Raw genomic sequence first — 18,260 nt, 5'->3', positions numbered from 1 at the left:
CAGGGCGCGCGATTGTAAAGGGCGAGCCGGAGAAGCGCGAGCATTGCTCGCGCCCGGCGAGCGCCCGCGCCAGGACGGCGCGGGCCGGGCCACTTGGAGCAGTGCGCCGAGGAGGAGGGGCCCCGCGAAGCGGGGATCCGACCGGCGCGTCTGCGACGAGGCCAGGACGGCCGAGCTTAGCGGCCGCGGCGAAGGTAGCAGCATGCGGGCAACGAGCATTCCGGGGCCTGTAGCGCAAGTGCACAAGCCAGAGAAGCGCGAGCATTGCTCGCGCCCGCACCCGAACGCTGCGGGCAGGACACCCAGCGGGGCCAAGACGACCGGGCTCTGTGGCTGCGGCGAAGGTGGCAGAATGCCGCCTGTAACTCGCGGGCCTGTAGCTCAACGGTTAGAGCAGAGGACTCATAATCCTTTGGTTCCTGGTTCGAATCCTGGCAGGCCCACCACATCCGCTTTCAGCGACCAAGTCTGTGCAGTAAACGATAAGGCCGTCGAAATAGCGCGCAATCGCTGTACCTGGCGCATGTCCCACAATCGGTTTACCGAGAAGGCCAGAAATTTTTGCTGAAGGCTCAGCGCTTGCGGCTAGATCCGCATAGAGCACCACGAAAACAATTCCTATATGCAGTCCTTCGCGCCGGTACACGACTGAGACGCGTCCGCGCCCCGGCCCGTCGATGGCTGGGGAGTAACGCGTGTCGCAGCTAACGAGCAGGGCTGGCGGAAGCGCTGCTATAGTGTAGAGGTGCGCAATTCTTTTCTGCCCACCATGGCGATGCTCGTCGCGCTCAGCGTATTGCTGAGCGGGGTGGCGTGGTCTGCGCATCTTGATCTGCCGGTTGATCACGACAGCACGGTTGCCGAGACGCACGCGCACGCAGAGGGCGGGAAACTCGTCTCGGGCTGTGATCATTGCTGTCACGCCTCGGCCCATCTAGTGGCACTGACGAGCAATATCCCGCTCTTCGTTTCCGTGCCCGCCGGGGACTATCACGCAACAGTCCCCGCCGGGATACGGCCGCCGGCGCTCGAACCGCCCTTCACACCGCCCATCGCCTGAGCCTTATTCGCCCGTAACGCGTCGCGCCAAGCGCGGCGCGACCGCTTTTCGCGATGAGGACACACGATGGCATTCCGATTGATGCGCCTTGCCGGCCTGTTGCTGGCCGGCGCGCCCTGCTGGGCGGCTGCGGCACAGCCGCCGTCACCGCTTGATTTGAACCAGGCCCTGGACTGGGCCGAGCGCAACAACCCCACACTGATTGCCGCGCGCATCGGGCTGCGCCAGCGCGAGGGTGCGCTGGTCCACGCCGAGCGGGCGGTGCCCGCCAATCCCCAACTCGGGCTCGAAGCTGCCGATCGCGATCCACCGGACGGATCGGCCAGTACCGATATCGGCATCCGCCTGAGCCAGGAATTCTGGATCGCCGGGCAGAGCGGGCTGCGCCAGCGCGCCGCGCAGGCGCGACTGAGCGCCGATGAAGCCGACTTGCGATTTCTGCAGGTTGCCATGCGTTCGCGCGTGCGCGCCGCCTTTCTCGATGCGCTCGTGGCGGAGCGCGCCGTGGCCACCGCGCGGGAGGTGGTGGCCGTCAACCGCGACCTTGCCGACTACGCGCAGCGCCGTCTCGATGCGGGTCAGGGCACGCGCATGGAGGCCAATGTCGCCCGCATTGGTGCGGGGCGCGCCAGGGCGCTGCTTGCGCGCGCGCAGTCGGAACGGGCGCAGGCCCGTATCCGGCTGCGCGAGCTGCTGGCGCTGGCACCGGATGCACCGCTGCAGCTCGAAGGCCGGCTGAGGCCCACGGCGCCCGAAATGCCGGACAAGCAGGTCCTGATCGAGCGCGCGGTCGCCCAGCGCGACGACCTCGCGGCTGCCGCATCGCGCGTGGCGGCGGCGCGCGAGGAGCTTCAGCTCGCTCGCCGCCAGGTCATCCCCAATCTCACGGTCTTCGGCTTCTACCAAGAAGAGGAAGGGGCGCGCATTGCCGGTGGCGGCGTCTCCCTGCCACTTCCGGTGCTTCACCGCTACGGCGGGGAGCGCCAGCAAGCCGTCGCCGGCCTGGATGCGGCGCGCCTCGACCGCGAAACCCTGGAGCGCGAGGTCCGGCTGCAAGTGTTGTCCGCGCTCAGTGGTATGCAGGCCGCGAGACAGCGGGTGCAGGCCATGAGCGAAGAGGTGGTGGCCGCTGCGCGCGAGAACTTCGCCTTGACTCAGCGCGCCTTCCAGGCCGGAGAGCTGGGCGCGCCGGCGCTGACCACAGCGCAGGACACCCTGATCAATACGCGGCGCGACCATCTCGACGCCCTGCGCGAGCTGGTTGCCACCGGCACCGAACTGGAGCGCGCAACCGGGGGCCTGATCGCCCTCGGTAACGCGCCAGCCAACGAATAGAGGAATACCGAATGCGTACACGACATAACGCCGCGCTGCTGCTGGTGGCCGGCGCATTGATGGCTACCGCTGCCTGCGGTGGCAGTACCGATAGCGCCGAGAGCGCCCCTGCCGGAAACAATACGCATGCCGGCCACGAAGACAAGGCGCACGGCGCAGAGGATAAGCACCAGAGTGGCGGACACGAAGCCGGAGGCAGCGAGGCGGGGCGCCCGCAGGCGTCCGGACACGGCGAGGCCGAGCATGGCGAAGAGGCAACGGAAGGCCACGGCGAAGCCGGACATGACGAAGGTGGAGAGCAAGGCCGTGCGAGTCACACCCAGGAAGAGCGCGCAATACATCTGGAGCCGGCCCAGCGTAATCAGTTGTCGCTGAGCATTGCGCCAGCCGAGGCCGGCACGGCGACCGACAGTGTGCAGGCGCCAGCGACAGTGGCTTTCGACGCGGATCGCATTGCCCGCGTCGGGCCGCGGCTGGAGGCCAAGGTGCTGAAGGTGACCCGGGATCTCGGTGAAAGCGTCAGCGCCGGCGAGACAGTTGCCATTCTGGACAGTGTCGCCCTGGGACGCGCCAAGGCGGCGTATCTGACTGCCCGCGCGAAGCTCTCGGCCGAGCGCGCGAACTATCAGCGGCACGAGAAGCTGGCCGAGCAGCAGATCATCAGTCAGGAGAAGCTGCTGAGCTCGCGTGCGACCTACCTGCAGGCGCAGGCCGAGCGCGACGCCGCGCGCGCCGAGCTGCGCCTCTACGGCCTCAGCGAGGCCGCTATCGCGGGCATTGCCGCCGGCGGTGACGCGCCGCTGTCGCGTTACCCACTGACTGCTCCCATCGCCGGCACGATTCAGCAGCGCGATCTGGTCCCGGGGCAGACCCTGTCCGCGCAGGACACCCCCATCCACATCGTCAATACCGAGCGCATGTGGGTGATGATCGAGGCCGACGAGCAGGACTTGCCTCGTCTGGCACCGGGCCAGCCCGTGACGCTGTCGCTGCGCGCCCTGCCGGGACGCCCCTTCGAGGGCGTCACGGACTGGGTGTCGCGGGAGCTGGACGAGGCTGCGCGCACGGTGCGAGTGCGCGCCGAGGTGACCAATCCGGACGGTGCATTGCGCGCTGGCATGTTCGGCACCGCCCGCATCGCCACCGGCGACAGCGCGCGTTATGCACTGGTACCCGTGGATGCCGTGCAGACGATCGACGGTGAGCAGTTCGTCTTCGTGCCCGGGGATGAGGAAGGTGCGTTTCGCGCCGCCCCGGTCGTCACCGGCGCCGAAGGCAACGGTCGCATCGAGATTCGCGAGGGACTGTCCCCCGGCGATCGCGTCGTCACGATTGGCGCCTTCGACCTCAAATCCGCGCTCACTGCCAGTGGCCGCAGTGCCGCGCACAGCCACTAGCGCGAGGCGGACATCATGATCAACGCAATCCTGCGACTTGCGCTCGAGAATCGGGTGCTGGTCGTCGTCGCGGTCATCGGGCTGGCGATCGGCGGCTACTTCTCCTTCCAGCGGCTGGCGGTGGATGCCTTCCCGGATGCCACGCCGACGATGGTGCAGATATTCACGTCCAGCGAGGGGCTGTCCCCCGAGGATGTGGAGACGCTGATCTCCTATCCCATCGAGATCAGCATGTACGGACTGCCGAATCTGGCGAAGGTGCAGTCGACATCGATCTTCGGGCTGTCGCGCGTCGACGTCTACTTCGAGGACGGCACCGACATCTATTTCGCCCGGCGTCTGGTCAACGAACGACTGGCGGAGGCCCGGCGAGAGATTCCGCCGGGCTTGGGCGAGCCGCAACTCGGCCCGATCACCACCGGGCTTGGCCGCATCCTGATGTACACGATGGAAGGCGAGGGCTTCTCGCTGATGGAGAAGCGCACCTTCCAGGACTGGATCGTCAAGCCGCAGCTGCGCACCGTGCCCGGTGTGACCGGCGTGCTCTCCATCGGCGGTTTCGAGAAGCAGTACCAGGTCCGGCTCGATCAGAACGCGCTGCTGGCGCGTGACCTGACCGTCGCCGATGTCCGCCGCGCGCTCGCCGCCAACAACCGCAATGTGGGCGCCTCCTTCATCAATCGCGGCGGCGAGGAATACATCATTCGGGGTTACGGCTGGGTGGATTCCGGCGAGGCCGGGCTCGACGACATCCGCGACATCATCGTCGCCGAGCAGGGTGGCAACCCCGTCACGGTCGGCGATGTGGCAGAGGTCGCCCATGGCGCAGCCATCCGCCGCGGTGCGCAGATCGCCAATGGCGAGGAGTCGGCCGGCGGCTATGTCTTCAAGCTGATCGGCACCAATACCCAGCAGGTGCTGGTCGACGTCGAGAAGAAGATCGCCGACATCAACCAGTCCCTGCCGGACGGGCTGCGCATCAAGCCCTTCTACTCGCAGGCCGAGCTCACCAGCAAGGCAATCGGCACGGTGCAGTCGGCGCTGCTACTGGGGGCGGTGCTGGTGCTGTTCTTCCTCTACCTCTTTCTCGGCAACTTCCGCTCTACCCTGATCGTCGTGGCCAGCGTGCCGCTGTCCGTGCTGGCGGCCTTCATCGCCATGTACTTCGTGGGGCTTTCCGCGAACCTGATGAGCCTGGGCGGGCTGGCGATTGCCATCGGCATGATGGTGGACGGCTCGGTCGTCATGCTGGAGAACGTGCTGCGCAATCTGGAGGCGCGACAGGGGGGCAAGGACGTTCCGTTGCTGCGCATCGTCGGCGAAGCCGGGCGGGAGGTCGCGAGGCCGATCGTTTTCGCCACCGGCATCATCATCATTGTCTTCCTGCCGCTGTTCACCCTGCAGGGCGTCGAGGGCAAGCTGTTCACGCCCATGGCCTACACCATCAGTTTCGGGCTGCTGGGCGCCTTGCTCCTGGCGCTGACGCTGGTCCCGGTGATGGTCACACTGCTGTTCCGCAAGGGCGCCGCCCAGGCCGAACCGGGGCTGGTGCACTGGCTGAAGGCCGGCTATCGACCGTTGCGGGATGGCGCGATGCGTTGGCCGGCGGCTGTGCTTGGCGGGGCGGTATTGCTCTTCGCGGGCAGCCTGCTGCTGTTCCCGCTGCTGGGCTCGGAGTTCGTACCGACGCTGCGCGAAGGCACCTTCCAGGTGCGCTCGACCCTGCCGCCGGGCGCGAGCCTCGATTCGGCCATACAGTACGGCAAGCGCATCCAGTCGGTGCTGCGCGAGTTTCCGGAAGTCACCGGCACCTACTCGCGCGTCGGGCGTGCCGAGGTGGGCGGCGATCCCGAGCCAGTCAATGTCGTGGCCACGGTGATTACGCTCAAGCCACTGGGCGCATGGAAAAGCGGCCGCAACTACGAGCAATTGCAGTCGGCCATGGCCGAGCGCGTCTCGGAACGCATCCCGGGGCTCGCCAACAACTTCTCGCAGCCCATTCAGCTGCGTACCGATGAGCTGCTCTCCGGCGTGCAGGCGCAACTCGTGGCCAGCATCTTCGGCGAGGATCTGGACGAGCTGGCTTCCGTCGGTCGCAAGGTCGAGGCACTGGCTCGGGAGGTGCCCGGCGCTACCGACGTACGGATGCAGCAGCAGTCCGGCAAGCGCCAGATCGTGGTCAAGCCGGATCGCGATGCGCTGGCGCGCTACGGCATCAGCGTCGACGAGGTGCTGAGTACGCTCTCGGTCGGCGTGGGCGGCGATGCTGTGGGGCAGGTCTTCGACGGCGTACGGCGCTTCGATATCTTCCTGCGCCTGCAGGAGAGTCAACGCAAGGGCCTCGACGAGATACGGCGTCTGCAGTTGCGAACGCCGGACGGCGCGCTCATGCCGCTGAGCCGGGTCGCCGATGTGTCGCTCTACACCGGGCCGAAGAAGATCTCCCGCTCCAACGCCAGCCGGCGCATCTACGTGCAGATGAATGTCCGCGGCCGCGACATGGGCAGCGTGGTCGAGGATCTGCGCCAGCGTATCGAGGCGGAGATCGACATGCCGCCGGGCTACTTCGTCGAATTCGGCGGCCAGTTCGAGAATCAGGAGCGGGCGATGCAACGACTCTATCTCGTCGTGCCCGTCACACTGGGGTTGATCTTCCTGCTGCTGTATTCGGCCTTCTCGTCGCTGCGCTACGCGGCGCTGATCTTCCTTAATGTGCCCTTCGCGGTCACCGGCGGCATCGTGACGCTGTGGCTGACGGGGCTCTATGTCTCGGTGCCGGCCGCCGTCGGCTTCATCGCCGTTTTCGGCGTGGCGGTGCTCAACGGCGTGGTGCTCGTCTCCTACATCAATCAGCTGCGCGGACAGGGCATGGACATCACCGAGGCCGTGCGCACCGGCGCCGAGCACAGGCTGCGACCGGTGCTGATGACGGCCGTGACCTCGATCTTCGGTCTCGTGCCGCTGCTGCTGGCCGACGGCATCGGCGCCAATGTCCAGCGACCGCTGGCGGCGGTCGTGGTCGGAGGGCTTATCACTTCAACACTGCTCACGCTGCTGGTGCTGCCGGCGGTCTACCGCTGGTTCGCTGAGCCCCGGCGCGAAGTGCAGCTCTGACAAAGGAGACGGTCATGAAGGAAATCAAGGCATATGTGCGCGAGAACATGCGTGATGCCGTAATGGATGCCCTCGCGGCGATCCCGGGGTTGCCCGGGATCGCCGTCGTGCATCTGCGGGAATACGGCCACGCGGCCGATGACGGCGGTCTCGCCAAGGCAGAGATGGCCAAGCTTGAGCTGGATGTTCCGGATGCGCTTGCCGAGCCAGTGGTGGATACGATCCTTCGCCATGCGCGTACCGGCGACGGACATGCCGGTGACGGCAAGATTTTCGTCTCCAACCTGGGCGAGGCGGTGCGCATTTCGGATGGTGCGCGTGGCGAGGCAGCGGTGACGCGACGATAATCGGCGTGGCGGCATGCGGAGCGCGTAGGCCAAGGCGGATCCTGACTTATGCCAGGTACAGCGCCGGCATTTGCGTTTCGATCCCTTTCGGGGGCCGTGTCGTTGGCAGTGGCTTGAAGCAGCCGGCGAGATCCGGATCGGTGCTTTCGGTTTCCCGGTAGACGTCGTCCGTGATGACGATTCCTCCCGGCGGTGCTTGGGTCTGGCTGCGCGCCGCGATATTGACGCAGGGGCCGAGGAAGGACAGGCCTTGTCGATGCGCGCCTCCGATGCGGCCGATCAATAGCGGCCCGGAAGCGACTGAGATGCGCGCCTCGGGGAGCTCGGGTTCGTCGAGCCGAGCAAGGGCCAGGCGCTCTCGCAGCGCGAATGCCGCGGGTACCGCCTCGCCGGCGCCGGCGAAATAGAGCAGCGCGCCGTCGCCCGCGAAGTCGTGTACGTCGCCGCAATGGTGCAGGGCTATCTCGGTCACGGCGGCCATGAACGTCTGTACCAGGGACAAGGCGCGCTCCGCGGATGTATTCATGATCAGCCGGGTTGAGTCCACCATGTCGATGAACAACACGGCCATTTCGCGCCGCACTGGTAGCGTGACGCCCGCCAGAAGCGTCTGTTCCGCAACCAGCGGGACGAGTGCGCTGTGCGCGTCCAGACCGCCGTGGTTGCCTGGGCCGGACAGGTCCTGCCACGCCAGCGCTGCACCAGCCAAGAGATCGACCGCCTGCGTTTCGTAGCCGGCGCGTCGCCACTCGGGCAGCCCTCCGGCGAGGACGCCCACCGATTCGTAGCCCGCTTCCACGAGCCATTGCGCTACGCGCAGGCTGGAGGCCTCCCCGCTGCACAGGCAGTAGGTGACGACTGGGCGCATCCGCTCTGCGTCCGGAATACGGATCGGTTCAGCATCGAGAAGCAGCGGTATGCCGCCTGGCAAGCGCAACGGGACGTGAGCGAAGGCTGCTCGGCGGCGTATATCCAACAACAGTGGGGGCTGTTGCGTTTGCAACTGCGCCTGCAGCGCATCCGATGTCAGACGAGCAACGGGGTGCGGCATCACCAATCGCCTCTAAGGATTAAGGGTTTCGCATTATTGTACAAATAGTTGTTCATATGTTCACATGTATGCGGGAGCTCAATACCTGAAACTTTGGACTGAATAGGAGGTGGAAAAATGATCTTGTGGTTGTTGGCTTTGGGAGCGGGCGCGTTGCTTGGGGGCTACGCGATTCAGCGCGTGTTGCGCGAGCAGTTGGCACTACAGCCGTTGTCGTTTCCAACCGTGATCGTCGTGTGGGCGCTTTACGTCTGGCTCACGGCGCTCGCCTTCCTCGCGGCGTGGCTTGGGATAGCACCTTTGGACATTCCGGTCTGGTTGCGTGGGCTTGCCGGCGGCAGTCTGCTCGCGGTAGGCGTGCTGCTGGCTGCTGCCGGCATCGGGCGCATGGCGTCGCTCAGCCGGATGTCCGGGCGCGAGTTGGAGACCCTAGTGACCGGCGGCGTCTATCGTTTCAGTCGCAACCCACAGAACGTGGGCTGGGGCCTTGCGATGCTGGGAGCGGCGATTGCCGGCGATAGCGCCTTCGCGCTCGCGGGCACGTCGGTAGCCTTGGCGTTGTTCGTCGCCTATATACCCTCAGAGGAACGGTTTCTGGGGCATGTCCACGGCGCCGCTTACGAACGTTATTTGCGTTCGGTGCCCCGTTATCTCGGCTTGCCGTCCGCGTCGGAATGATCTTCGCTGGCGCCGATGGCTGGGGTCGTCACGCAATGCGGCCACGAGCGGCTTCAGCCGCTGCCCCTGCAAGAGTCGGTAGCGCCCGGCGCCGAACTTTCGGAGGAAAGACGTACGATCATTCTTGGATCAGTTGCCCCCCGTCTCAGTCCCGCCAGGCTGGTAATTCTGCCGAAGATCCTCAACAGTGACGTCACGAAGGGCTTCCTGCGCCTGTCGCTGACGAGGACTGTTCAAGTGCCGGTACAGACGGTCGAAAGCGTCTTCTTCAGGGACGCTTGGACCTTGAGACCTGCCAGCTCCCGGCTTGGTGCTGCCCGTATTAGTCATTCACAGCCTCCATAGGTCACGGGTGCCCTCACTCGCGGCCGGTAGAGAGCGCCATTGCAATGGTGCGCACCCTGTCAAAGGGGACGGCAAAAACGTGGTCGGCGTTCCGGTTATTGCGCCCGGACCCAGCTCATCTTCACCCTTTGTGCACCGGAAATAAAGCCTCGGTAACGCCACGAAAGATGCCAAACACGATGCTGCAGTACGACATAAAGCGCATCATGGAGGTGCTTGGGCTGCGTAATGTGTCAACGCCGACTGAAAACTGACCCACTTTCGGTGTTGGGCACCGAAGTAAATCTGACCCAGCAAGACGGTCATTCGATGGTCTTGGCGACAGACCGTTGGACGTGCCCGGCCTCGCGCTCGTCTTTGAGGCGGCAGCTCTCGCCGCTGATCTGAGCGATGTGGCTGGGATCCAGTAGGTGGTCGCCCGGCGCGGCGGTCGCTGTGCTGACGTCGTCCAGGGTTGTGAACCACTGGGAAAAGGGCAAATTGCTGGTGAGTGAGCACTATGGCGCCGCGCTCCTAGCGCCGGACCACGACCTGGAAGAAGAGGTTGGTCTCGTCTCCGCCCGAAGGGTAGATAGCCCAACTCGTCGTTGACCAGCGGTCTGGAGCAACTCACAACGTGCAGAAGTTAGTACTGGCTGACAGCCCGACTGCCGATGGCTAATCCGGCCGCCAGCTTCGCCTACGTGGGTCAGATTTACCTCGACGCAATGGGGCAGCTTCGCACCGGCGCTCACGTCCATCGACCGGATCTACCGGGACACGAAAGGGACCTCACTTCCACTTACGCGGTAGATTCCGAGCCACGTTTGGCCCCTGGTTTGCGGCCGGCGCCGACGCGCCGGCCTCCGCGTCTGCCCGCGGAGTGACGCTCAGCAAACGCTCGCTCCCATGCTTCGAGCCTGTTCAGATAGCTCCTTGCCATCTCCGGATCCTCGGCAAACTCTTGATGGACTTGATCCCGAAGCGCCCTTGGTAGCGCGACCGGATCATCCGACTGCTGCAGAAGCAAAAGTAGGTTCTTCGCAGTTGGATAGCGCTTGGACGCAGCGCGATAGTAGCGACGCAGCCAGACGGGGAAGTCCGACATCGGCACCGTGGGATCGAGGAAGGCAAACCTGGTCTCTAACCGGACTTCTTGCCATTGGGCGATGAACGCTGAGTTCAGGCGACGGGCCGCATGGTAATCCGGGTTTGAGCGCCTGCTCCCATTTTCATCGGTCCGCCTCGACAAGTGAACGCTGCATAGCGACCCCATAGGCATCAGCCCTCCAGCATGCGGCGTCAACCGAAAGCAATAGGGGCAATGACCGACCACTCCGTCGGACACGGATGGAGGCTTGCGCGAGCGATCGTAGAACGCTAGGACAAGTCGCCTAAATGCATAGCCGAATCGAAACCGAACCACTGGTAGCGCGGTTGGATCAACGCGCGCGATGCCCGGATGATCCTTCCGAGCCATCGCTTCCGAGACCGCCCGGAGCTCCCCCCATGAGATTGCCCTGGTAGACGAGTCTCTGGGGATGCCGTCGCCTAGGAAGCGCCTCGCCACGGTATCGGCCGCCCTCCAAAGCTGCGCAGGCGTGGGGTTGTCCTGCGCCAATTGCATGCGAATCAGGACGTTAAATATCGCCTCCCATTCGTCCTCGATCACAGGGCGCTCGAGCCCATCAAGAATCAAAGATGCAAACACCCGGGGGGTTATGGAGAGCATGACGTCTGCTCCATCATCGACGGCATTGATTGCTAGACGAATCTATATAGAGCTGTATGGATAGGAACAGGGAAACCGCAGCACACGACATCGAGCCAGCCTATACCGCGGGAATCGTAGGCGGCAGCGACCTAGCCAAAATGCTGGGGTATCCGTCGACCGCCGCGATGACGCAAGCAGACAACCGAGGCACGTTGCCTGTCCACACTTTCAGGACCCCAGGCCGCCGCGGTCGATTCGCTCTTCGCCACGAGGTACACGCATGGGTTCGCGCCCTACATACAAAGAGCACGACGCAAGGAGCAGAAAGTTGAAATAGATCGCGCGCACAAAAAACCCGGAGCGGAGGCCGCCCCGGGCTCGGTGATCATTGCTGATACCGCTTTGGCAAGCTCAGTACAGCACGGCACCGACCCTGCGTCAAGCCTCCTCCCTACCCAGCTAGTCGCCGCCAAGCGGCGAAGGGAGTCCCATGCCTGCTGCAGATGGCGCAACGCCAGAGAACTGCGCCGTAACCCCGCAATGCCTTATCGACTACGTCGATCACTTCGCCCGCGTACCGAATGAGCTCGGTCGCAACTACATTGACGAAGCCATCCGAAGCGGCCCCTCCCGCCGAGTCAGACGCTCACCGCACCACAGCGCGATGCGCTACTCCAGCGAGAAGCGCGGCGAAGTCGTCGAAGCAGAGAGCGTAAGTCTGGAATACGTGCTGGCACTCGAGTGCGAGCACAACTCGCGGGTAGCCCAGTTCTCGAGCCAACTTCCGCCCATCGATCTTGACTATATCAATGCGCAGAACAAGCGCGTTGTGACCAGCATCCGTCCAGACGCCTTCGTCGAGCTGGACGACGGCCGGATTGCCATAGTGGAGACGAAACCCGAAGACAAGGCGCACGCAGAACACATCAAAGGCAACCCACGTTTCCAGCCTTCCAGCATGAAGGGCTGCTACATCGATAGTCCTGCAAACGCAGCCACTGCAAGGCACGGCCTGCCGTTCATAGTGCTCACGACGGATGCCGTGAACCACACGCTGGTGTCAAATCTCATCTTTCTGGGCAAGGGCGGCCACAGAGCCTCCGTTGCTTCTCGGACAACCGAAGCTTTGGTCTGCCATGTCCAGCGCATTGGCGTCTCAACCTACGAAGAGCTGGCAAAGAGCGAGGACTGGTCGGCCGATGACCTCATCCATGCCCTCAATGAAGGGATGGTCTGGGTCGACATCTATCGCGATCGCATCACCGGGCCAGCGCCAACACCGGTCTACCGATGCAAAGAGTTTGCGGACCTCGTGAGGTCCGGCTCCGCACAGATCGAACAAAGGCCCAAATTCCCCCCACCACAGGAAGCGATCGTTGAGCTATCCAGGTGCTCATCAGCGGCTCTTAAGGAGGCATGGACACGACTCGCGGCTATCCGTGAAGTGCTAGCCGGCAACCAAGCTCGAAGTACGCTCTCACGTAGCGAGAAGAATTGGCACCAACGATACTTGGCTGCCGAGTGCGACGCGCAGGCTGGCTTCCTCGGGCTGATCCCCCACTATCACGCCCGCGGCCATCGTGGCTGCAAACTTGCGCCGAAAGTCGAGGAATTACTAACCCTGACCGTGCAAGAGGGAGCCTGCGAGCAAGCGCGTTACACGGGTCGCTACGGACAACTCAGGGCCACTTGCCGTGAATTGGGACTCGCGCCACCCTCAAAGACCACCTTTCATAAAAGACTACGCGCGGCGCGGGCGGAATTGCGCGCTATCCACAGCGCACGCGGAAAAGACGCAGCGTATCAGGCGCAGCCTGCAGAGAAGCTCACAACATCCACCATCTCAAGACTCGCTCAGCGAAGCTGGCAATCAGCAACACTGGACCATACCCCCCTACCGATCCGACTGGTTGAAACCCTCTTGGGCACGCCCATTGCCAATTCGCCTTGGCTCACGTACATGCGGGACGATGCCGATGGCGGGATTCGTGGGGTCTATTTGTCCTTTCAGAGACCAACCACACTCACTGTCCAATCCACATTATGGGATTGCTACCGCAGATACCAAAGATTCCCCGAGACACTCCGCCTCGATGGGGAGAAACCGCATGATTCTATTGCAGTAGAGAAACTACTTGCGCACGAAAGAATAGACAAACTCTGCCGCCGGTATATGAGCCCCAGAGATGGCAGCGGCATTGAAAGAGGATTCAGCTTGTTTCAGCACGCACTGCTCGCTTATCTCAACGGTAATTATGTGCTACGCCAAGATCCCAAGTCTTGGGAACGCGGATGGCGTCCTGATCAATTAGCGGATAGAACCTTAGGATCGCTTTGGCTAGCCACAGAGGAGTTCTTTTTCGATTATTACAACACATCATTTGCGAGCCCGAAGACGTCTGGGTTGTCTCCGGACGGATACCAAGCCGCATCGGCTCGCGCCCATGGGGCACGCGCGTATCGCGTCAGTACTGACCTCGATGCTGACCGCCCTCACCTGCTCCCGCTAGTCAGTCGAGGTGGAATGCGAAAGCTAGACCGGCAAAATGGAATCCGGATACATGGGCAGCGTTACTTACCGAACAAACCCATTTCACCTGAGTTTTATGGGCACACCTATATTGTAAAATTCGATCCGCTGGATATCACATACATCTATGTCTCACTCGGAGGAAAATGGACTGATTTTTGCCATCAATATGCCCATCAATTCAGTGGTTTGTCCTCTGCGCGCTTAGCGGGTTATAGCAGGGAAATCGTTGAATTAGCACAAAGGCATGAGGCCGCGTCGCCCGAACGAGCGGAGCAGCTTGGCGCCTTGCTCGAACGCGTTGCGCAGATTCCTCATGACCCGCTCGCACAGTGGGAAGAGTCGCGCATTGGGAGGAATTCCCAAAAGGAAGAAGTCATGGAGGACGAGCCCGTTTCACCATTCGCAATTCACGGGGACATACACAGTTGCCCTACATTTCAATCGGGGGATGAATGATGGAGCGGGATTATCTGCGGGACCGGGCTACTCGGGCGATCAAAACGCAGTCCATTGAAACGCCACTTTTCACGGACACCCTGAACGACCTATTGGCCAATATCCAATTCGCTCCGCGAGGAACTGTCCTCGTATGCGTAGGCCCGACTGGCTCCGGGGTCGCCACGCTTACTCGGCGGCTGACAAGTGAACTCGTAGCCAGAACACAACCTGAGAATCACTACGCGGCCTTAGAGCTCCGCGCCCGCTTCCCCACGGATACCCCTTTCAGGTGGAAGAACTTCTTTGAATCGGGCCTTGAAGCGCTGAATGACCCAATTCTTGGGCAACGTCGGCGAGCTTCCGAGTCTGAGCACGGAATCACAGAATTCTCTAAGTCAGCGACCTGGACCACACGCGACCAGCACCAGACGCAGATGGCCAATGCTGCTCATCGCCGCGGCTGTACAACACTTCTGATTTCGGAAGCCCACCATATGCTCCGGCGCGCGAAGGCGTCCGACCTGGATGCGGTTCCAATTACCTTGCATCAGCTCGCGAACAGCCGGTTCGGGCTACCCGCTGTAGTGGTAGCAACTGGATCCTATGAGCTCCTGCGCATTTCTAATATCTGCGCGGCCTCTGACTTTCCGACGAAATTCGTGCATCTTCGGCCCCTGTCACCAACCATTGAGAGCGACGTCAAGGCCTGGCTCTCGTGCTGCGCCACGTACCAAGAGCTCATGGGGGGTTACTGCCCGAGCAACCTGCTAGTTGATCGAGCCGACGCGCTATTTGAGGCAACCTTCGGATGCATCGGCTGGCTACAGCGCACCTTGCTGCGTGCGATTGCCACCTCTTCTCAGAGCGATGCCGCGCAACTGAGTTGGGACCACATCCGTGACAGCCTGCCTACGAAAAGGGAGCAAAAGAATCTCGCGCTCGAGATCGAGGACGGCGCGTGCTTCTTCTCGGAGGAGGTAGCAGGCGAGACACCTTCACTGCGCTCTTCAACCCCACACCGGTCCAAGCGCCGAGTGGGCGAACGGAACCCTTCTCGAGACCAGGTAGGGCGCGGGGATGAGCAGTGAACGGAGGCATCGAGTTCTTCCAACTCCCCGTCAACGGCACGGGCACACCCTACGTCGAGTGCCTGTCTTCCTACCTTGGGCGACTCGCGAGGGCCCACCGGATCCCGACACAGTCACTACTAACCCTACTTGGCGGCCTAACAGGGCACAGCTTCGCAAAAACCAAAGACCTACTACGTGGCAGCGGTGGACGCACCCTGAACCACTATACGGAGACCCAGGCGGAAATTCGGACCGCACTGGCTCGAGCGCTGGGCCACGCGGGCTTTGAAGAGACCACGCTGTGCGACTTCAGCGCGGTGTTTGCGAACCAAGGCACTGGCGCTTTGAAGGCGGAGAAGCACTGGTGTGCGCTTTGCTATGAGGAGAGGACCAAGTCTGAGGAGGATCCGGTCGATCTGCTGATATGGCAGATGCCAGAACTGAGGTTCTGTCCCACGCACAGAGTCGAGCTACATGCTCATTGCACTGAGTGCCGAGAGACCCAACCGTTCCTCACCCGCCGAGGATGCCTGGACGCCTGTCAATCCTGTGGCGCACTTCTTTGGCATCCCAACAGCCACAAGTCACTTCAGGACAGCACCCCTGAAGACAAGGGATATCAGGAATGGCTGATCAAGCACCTTCCCGAATTGTTACAGGCTCGCAGCGACCTCCGCCCTTTCCTTACAGGGCGGGAGTGCGGGCTATTTTTGCGATCCGTGGCTGGTGCTCGCCGTCTAAGCGTCGAAGCTTTTGCTAAGAAGATTCGGGTACCGTCGCAAACGCTAGCCAACTGGATTAGAGGCCGCTCAAAGCCCAAGCTCGAAACCTGGCTTCGGGTATGCGCACAGATTGATATCTCACCATGCAGCCCTCTCCGAGATCCAATAGAAGCTGCTCGTCAGATGCCCTTCGAACTTGCGGCGCCGAGCATATTTGTGCCGAGTCGCAAGCCGCCGATAATCCGGCACGACAAAGACGCCGTCCGGGCGGCTTTACTCGCTGAACTCGAGCAAGAAGAGCCGAAGCATCAATCAGTCAATGCATTTGCGAGGGAAATCGGAGTTGACCCGTCGACTCTATACTCTATCGCTAAACAGGAGGCACGGGAGTATGCGGCACGCATCAAAGCGAGCCGTGAGGCTCGCCTCAAGAAAAGTGAAGAGGAGCTGCGCGAGGCGGCAATCGCCGCGATCGCCGCGCTGATACGTAGGCGCGAGCCGTTGACCCGCAAGCGCTTCGTTGGCCAGCTTCGGGAGCAAGTATCTTGTACTGAGCACCGAGCCAAGAATGAGTTCGGGCGTGTGATGGAAGGGGTTCGCGGGAAGAAAAACTGATGACTGACACGTTCAACCGCTAGACATCGAGACACCAGGAATAAAAGGCTAAAGCAAGCTTTATTGTTCGTTATCTCAGATAGGAGCGCGCCTGATTCTGCCGCTGTCTATCACATATATCGAGATAGTACTCCTATCGCTCTTAGCGGAACCACGCTTGAATTGACTATAGGCGACGGATTGGTTACTGAAAACTCTGATATGGAAAACCTATTGAATTCAGCGCTTACCCTCCGTGCACGGCAGGCGCAGGAATGGGCGCAATGGTTCTCAAAGCTGCAACAGCTGGATAACGACCTTGCTGGGCTCGTACTCAAGGTTCTGGGGTGCGAGCCGAGCAACGCCGGGTATTGGCTCAGTCAGCCTGCATTTGGGCTAGGCGGGGCATCCCCGATCGACCTGCTCGCGCGTGGGCAACGGCAACGCGTGATTGATTTACTGATGCGCATCAAGTACGGGATACCACCTTAAACGTTCTTTTGCTGGCTCTATATTTTCAGCAAGATCTGACCCGCCTGCCTTTATCGAAGCATTGATTCCTGGAATTAGGCGTCGTGTTGGTGACTGTTGCTCGGGGTGGCCTTGTATTTGTTAGCGCCGATGTAAAACTGACCCACCGCGCCGAAGTAAATCTGACCCACCTGGGCGAGGATGGCGGCCTTTTGGCCGCCCATGTTGAGCTTGGAGCAAGCAGTGGAGATCAGAGTCCTATCCCGGCAGGATGTGGGTGTTCGAGAGATCGCGCGGCAGTTGGGATGCTCGCGCAACACGGTGCGGCGCTACCTGCGGGACCCGGAGGCGACGCGCTACGCCGATCGTGCGGCGCGCCCGCAGAAGTTGGATCCGTACAAGGCCTATCTGATGGCGCGGGTGGAAGCCGCACGGCCGCACTGGATCCCCGCGACGGTGCTGCTGCGCGAGATCCGGGAGCAAGGCTATGACGGCGGCATCAGCCAGCTGAAGGCCTTGTTGGCACCGCTCAAGCGGCAGGAAGTCGAGCCGCTGGTGCGCTTCGAGACCGCCCCCGGCGAGCAGATGCAGGTCGACTTCACCACGATCCGGCGGGGCCGGCATCGACTGCTGGCCTTCGTCGGCACACTGGGCTATTCCCGGTCCAGTGCCGTGCGCTTCTGCGACCGCGAGGATGCCGCCAGCTGGATGGATGGCCTCAAGGCCGCTTTCGTGCATTTCGGCGGCGTGCCGAAGCAAGTGCTGTTCGACAACGCCAAATCGGTGGTCATCGAGCGCGACGCCTACGGCGACGGCCTGCACCGCTGGCATCCGGATCTGCTGGCGCTGGCCGAGGCCTACGGCTTCCTGCCGAAGCTGTGTCGACCCTATCGGGCCAAGACCAAGGGCAAGGTCGAGCGTTTCAATCGCTATCTCAAGGAATCCTTCGTCACGCCGCTGGCCGCCAGCCTCAAGACAGCGGGGCTGCAGCTCGATGTTGCGGTCGCCAACGCCCACGTCGGACGCTGGCTGATTGAGGTCGCCGACCAGCGCGTGCACGGCACCACCGGCGTCAAGCCGGCGGTGCGGCTCGACGAGGAACGCCATGTGCTGCAGGCGCTGCCGGCGGCCCGCGACGAGGCGCCGGCCCGGGTACCGGCCGCAGCTAGGCCCGTACCCATCGACAGCTTCCAGCATCCGCTGTCGGTCTACCAGGATCTGCTGGAGGTGCATCCGTGAACCTCCAGACCGAGCGCATCCAGGCGCTGTGCCAGCAGCTCCAGCTTGATGCGGTAGCCGCCGAGTATCCGGCGCTGGCCGACCATACCGCCAAGACCGAAGGCAGCCACAGCGACTTCTTAGACTCAAGAACCAAGTGCAACACCCCATTCTGATGCAGATACGGTGTTGCG

General features: G+C 62.6%; 13 protein-coding genes, 1 tRNA gene and 1 pseudogene. 13 read left to right on the top strand and 2 right to left on the bottom strand.

Annotated elements, in window-relative coordinates; translation table 11 throughout:
- Positions 1–370 precede the first annotated feature (370 nt).
- From U743_RS00485 to U743_RS00465, 6 genes are all read left to right on the top strand, one after another.
- A tRNA-Ile gene (locus U743_RS00485) sits at positions 371–446 on the top strand.
- 299 nt (positions 447–745) lie between these two features.
- Complete coding sequence (locus tag U743_RS18985) at positions 746–1,060, top strand: hypothetical protein (protein ID WP_156966283.1); 315 nt, start codon at positions 746–748, stop codon at positions 1,058–1,060.
- Between the two features lie 66 nt (positions 1,061–1,126).
- Entirely contained in the window at positions 1,127–2,395 is a 1,269-nt protein-coding gene (locus U743_RS00480; protein WP_084191251.1) for a TolC family protein, read from the top strand.
- Positions 2,396–2,406: 11 nt separating this feature from the next.
- Positions 2,407–3,792, top strand: a complete 1,386-nt coding sequence (locus U743_RS00475; protein WP_052367351.1) for an efflux RND transporter periplasmic adaptor subunit — start codon at positions 2,407–2,409, stop codon at positions 3,790–3,792.
- A gap of 15 nt (positions 3,793–3,807) precedes the next feature.
- Positions 3,808–6,906 (top strand): efflux RND transporter permease subunit, encoded by a 3,099-nt coding sequence (locus U743_RS00470; RefSeq protein WP_043764678.1) that lies wholly within the window; start codon positions 3,808–3,810, stop codon positions 6,904–6,906.
- 14 nt (positions 6,907–6,920) lie between these two features.
- The gene (locus U743_RS00465) at positions 6,921–7,253 is read left to right on the top strand and encodes a P-II family nitrogen regulator (protein WP_043764676.1); all 333 of its coding nucleotides are present in this window, start codon (positions 6,921–6,923) and stop codon (positions 7,251–7,253) included.
- A 46-nt stretch (positions 7,254–7,299) separates the two neighbouring features.
- Here U743_RS00465 and U743_RS00460 read toward each other — a convergent pair whose 3' ends face one another.
- Complete coding sequence (locus U743_RS00460; RefSeq protein ID WP_084191250.1) at positions 7,300–8,304, bottom strand: adenylate/guanylate cyclase domain-containing protein; 1,005 nt, start codon at positions 8,302–8,304, stop codon at positions 7,300–7,302.
- A gap of 117 nt (positions 8,305–8,421) precedes the next feature.
- On the opposite strand from U743_RS00460, the gene U743_RS17815 reads away from it, so the two are divergent.
- Positions 8,422–8,982, top strand: a complete 561-nt coding sequence (locus U743_RS17815; RefSeq protein ID WP_052367350.1) for a methyltransferase family protein — start codon at positions 8,422–8,424, stop codon at positions 8,980–8,982.
- Positions 8,983–9,629: 647 nt separating this feature from the next.
- Here the strand turns inward: U743_RS17815 and U743_RS19400 are convergent.
- Positions 9,630–9,943 (bottom strand): annotated as a pseudogene (locus tag U743_RS19400) (ATP-binding protein); the annotation flags it as partial.
- 1,567 nt (positions 9,944–11,510) lie between these two features.
- Here U743_RS19400 and U743_RS18490 point away from each other — a divergent pair.
- From U743_RS18490 to U743_RS18980, 6 genes are all read left to right on the top strand, one after another.
- Positions 11,511–14,009, top strand: coding sequence for a hypothetical protein (locus U743_RS18490; RefSeq protein WP_084191248.1), 2,499 nt, complete (start codon positions 11,511–11,513; stop codon positions 14,007–14,009).
- Positions 14,006–15,079, top strand: coding sequence for an AAA family ATPase (locus tag U743_RS18485; protein WP_084191247.1), 1,074 nt, complete (start codon positions 14,006–14,008; stop codon positions 15,077–15,079). Before U743_RS18490 ends, U743_RS18485 begins: the two co-directional genes overlap by 4 nt.
- On the top strand, positions 15,076–16,398 hold the full coding sequence (locus U743_RS18480; RefSeq protein WP_084191246.1) for a TniQ family protein: 1,323 nt from the start codon (positions 15,076–15,078) through the stop codon (positions 16,396–16,398). The genes U743_RS18485 and U743_RS18480 overlap by 4 nt, the downstream gene beginning before the upstream one ends.
- A 201-nt stretch (positions 16,399–16,599) precedes the next feature.
- Positions 16,600–16,869 (top strand): antitoxin Xre/MbcA/ParS toxin-binding domain-containing protein, encoded by a 270-nt coding sequence (locus U743_RS19700; protein ID WP_043764664.1) that lies wholly within the window; start codon positions 16,600–16,602, stop codon positions 16,867–16,869.
- 201 nt (positions 16,870–17,070) lie between these two features.
- On the top strand, positions 17,071–18,087 hold the full coding sequence (istA, locus tag U743_RS00420; protein ID WP_043764662.1) for an IS21 family transposase: 1,017 nt from the start codon (positions 17,071–17,073) through the stop codon (positions 18,085–18,087).
- A complete protein-coding gene (locus U743_RS18980) occupies positions 18,084–18,242 on the top strand; it encodes a hypothetical protein (protein WP_156966280.1) in 159 nt (52 codons plus the stop codon). Before istA ends, U743_RS18980 begins: the two co-directional genes overlap by 4 nt.
- Positions 18,243–18,260 lie beyond the last annotated feature (18 nt).

It is taken from the genome of Algiphilus aromaticivorans DG1253 (assembly GCF_000733765.1).
Classification (GTDB): domain Bacteria; phylum Pseudomonadota; class Gammaproteobacteria; order Nevskiales; family Nevskiaceae; genus Algiphilus; species Algiphilus aromaticivorans.
The sequence above is the reverse complement of the archived record's forward strand: the minus strand, read 5'-3'. Positions and strand labels throughout refer to the sequence as shown.